This window comes from Komagataeibacter kakiaceti JCM 25156 (genome assembly GCF_000613305.1).
The window spans coordinates 1-3,044 of the sequence record NZ_BAIO01000286.1 but is presented as its reverse complement, the minus strand read 5'-3'; the positions used below and the strand labels follow the sequence as shown (position 1 = coordinate 3,044).

Sequence of the window (3,044 nt, the reverse complement as noted above, 5' to 3'; positions counted from 1 at the left end):
TCCAGCCACGGGCAGGGCCGTGGCGGCGGCGGCAGGTCAAGCCTGCGTGCGGTGGCGGGCGCGTGAATGACCATGATGGCGGGCCATTGCGGCAGTTCGCGCCGTATGTCCGCTGCCGTCATGGACACGATCTCCCCCTCCGGGGTCAGGACCGACCACGCGCCGTGGCGGGGAATGATCGCCGGTGCGCTGTCCGGCAGGGGCGGGGTGTCTGGCATGTCGGTACATGATATAGCGTAAGTGGCGTCTGTCGCCCGCCGCGTGTCATGTCATTCCCGTTGCCGCGCCCCGTGGTGTGGAATAGGATGGATTGACCCGCGTCATTCCTGTCCATAGCTTGCCGGTCCATGTCAGAACAGCATCGTCCCCTTATCTCTCCCCTTCCCAAATCCTGGCCGTTCGAGGAGGCCGCCAAACTGTCCGCGCATGTCGGCGCGCGCGCGGTCACGGCGGCGCGGCCCGTGCTGCTCGAAACCGGATATGGCCCGTCGGGCCTGCCCCATATCGGCACGTTCGGGGAGGTCGCGCGCACATCATGGGTACGGCAGGCCTTTACGAAGCTGACCGGCCTGCCCACGCGGCTGCTGGCGTTTTCGGATGATATGGACGCCCTGCGCAAGGTGCCCGAAAACGTGCCCAACCAGGACATGCTGCGCCAGTTCATCGGCAAGCCGCTTTCCCGCGTGCCGGATCCGTTCGGCACGCACGATTCCTTTGCCGCGCATAACAACGCCCGGCTCCGCGCGTTTCTGGACGGTTTCGGCTTCGAATATGAATTCGCATCCTCCACCCGGTATTATGAAGGCGGCCGTTTTGACGCCGCCCTGAAGCGCGTGCTGGAAGTGCATGACGAAATCGTGGCCGTGATCGCGCCCACGCTGGGGCAGGAACGGCGCGCCACCTATTCCCCCGTGCTGCCCATCCACCCGCGCACCGGCCAGGTCATGCAGGTGAAGATGGACGCCATCGACCCCGTGGCGGGCACCGTGCGCTGGACCGATGAGGAGGGGGAGACGTTCGAGACCCCCGTGACCGGCGGCCATGCCAAGATGCAGTGGAAGGCCGACTGGGCCATGCGCTGGTACGCGCTGGGTGTTGATTACGAAATGTCGGGCAAGGATCTGATCGACAGCGTGCGCCTGTCGGGCAAAATCTGCCGCATCCTTGGCGGCCAGCCGCCAGCGGGCCTGACCTATGAACTGTTTCTGGACCAGAACGGGCAGAAAATCTCCAAGTCCAAGGGCAATGGCATTTCGGTCGAGGAATGGCTGCGTTACGCCCCGGCGGAAAGTCTGGGCCAGTACATGTTCAACGCCCCGCAGCGCGCCAAGCGGCTGTTCTTTGACGTGATCCCCAAGGCGACGGATGAGTATCTGGCCCATGTGGGCAAGGCGAAGACATTCGCCCCTGAGGATCCGGCCCTGCTGACCAATCCGGCATGGTTCATTCACAAGGGCGAAATCCCGGCTGACGCGGGCAGCCCCGTCACGTTCGCCATGCTGCTCAACCTGGCTTCCGTCGCCAATGCCGAGACGCCGGATGTGCTGTGGAAGTTCATCCAGCGTTACGACCCCGCCGCCACACCGGAAAGCTGCCCCATGCTGGCGCGTCTGGTGGATCACGCCATTGTCTATTACGCCGATTTCGTCCGCCCGACGAAGCATTATCGCGGCCCGGACGCGCATGAGCGCAAGGCGCTGGCCGATCTGGCCGAAGCCCTGCGCGGGCTGGAGGGGGAAGATGCCTCCCCCGATACCTGCCAGAACCTGGTGTTCGAGATCGGGAAGACCCATGGCTTCGAGCCGCTGCGCGCGTGGTTCGGCTGTCTGTACGAGGTGCTGCTGGGGCAGAAGGAAGGCCCGCGTTTCGGGATTTTTGTCGCATTGTACGGGATCACGGAAACCGTGGCCCTGATCGAGGCGGCCTTGACCCGTGACGAAAGGGCGGCAGGCTAGGGGCCAGCCATGGCCGAACACCCGCGCCACGACGCCACGGCTCCGCGCGATACGGATGGGAAGCCCGATGGAACAACACCCCCGCCCGCCAGCAGGCGGGGGGTGCTGCGCCATCTGCCCCACATACTGGGGCTGCTGCTGCTGGTGGCCGCCATCGTGGTGGTCCAGCGTGAGGTGCGGCACCTGCACTGGCATGACATAAGCCAGGCGCTGGCCGCCATACCGGCGGCGACATTATGGGCAGGGGCGGGGTTTACGCTGCTGTCCTACCTTGTCCTGTCATTTTACGACTGGCTGGCCGTGCGGCAGGTGGGGTGTCCGCTCTCCTTCCGCCGCACGGCGTTCGCGGCCTTCTGTTCCTATGTCCTGTCGCATAATCTGGGGTTCTCGGCCATTTCCGGGGCGGCGGTGCGCTTCAGGCTGTATGGCAACTGGGGGCTGAGACCGTTTCAGGTCGCCCAGATCATTGCCTTCTGTTCGGCCACCTACCTGCTGGGCGCGGCCGTGCTGATCGGCAGCGTACTGGTGCTGGAGCCGGGCACGGTGCCCTTCATCGGGCAGAAACTGCCCATCGTGCTCATGCGGCTGGTGGGCGTGGTGATGTGGGGGGGGGTGATCGCCTATGTCGTCATGGGGCGCTATGTCAACGAGATCACGGTCTGGCGGTGGCGGATAACCGTCCCGTCCTCCGCCATGGCGGTGATGCAGACAACGGTCGCGGCGCTGGAAGTCGCGGTTACGGCGGCGATCGCCTATACCTTCCTGCCCCCGGCGCAGGGGCTGGATTACGGCACGTTCCTTGCCATATACATCGCGTCCTACACGGCCGGGCTGGTGGCCAGCGTGCCCGGCGGGCTCGGGGTTTTTGACGGGACGATGATGCTCGCGCTCAGTGCGTACCTGCCCGCCACGCGCATCGTGACCGCCATTCTGGTCTTCCGCCTGTTCTATTATATCGTTCCCCTGTTCGTGGCGGGCATCATGTTCGCCTCGCATGAACTGTTCCTGCGGGGGGATGCCGCCCTTTCGCGCAAGGTTGGCGCGCGCCGTCCGCTGCGGGGGCCGCGCACGGACCGCCCCAGTCAGGTC

General features: G+C 65.3%; 3 protein-coding genes. 2 read left to right on the top strand and 1 reads right to left on the bottom strand.

Annotated elements, in window-relative coordinates; all coding sequences use genetic code 11:
• The coding region (locus tag JCM25156_RS12410) for a hypothetical protein (RefSeq protein WP_025813325.1) at positions 1-218 on the bottom strand (218 nt) is incomplete at its 3' end.
• A gap of 129 nt (positions 219-347) precedes the next feature.
• Between JCM25156_RS12410 and JCM25156_RS12405 the strand changes: the two genes are divergently transcribed.
• Positions 348-1,955 (top strand): lysine--tRNA ligase, encoded by a 1,608-nt coding sequence (locus JCM25156_RS12405; protein WP_025813324.1) that lies wholly within the window; start codon positions 348-350, stop codon positions 1,953-1,955.
• Positions 1,956-1,964: 9 nt separating this feature from the next.
• A partial coding sequence (locus JCM25156_RS12400) for a lysylphosphatidylglycerol synthase domain-containing protein (RefSeq protein ID WP_025813323.1) occupies positions 1,965-3,044 on the top strand: 1,080 nt, incomplete at its 3' end.

Coding starts and splice junctions, on each gene's coding strand:
- JCM25156_RS12405 (WP_025813324.1), top strand. CDS start 348: ATGTCAGAACAGCATCGTCCCCTTATCTCTCCCCTTCCCAAATCCTGG.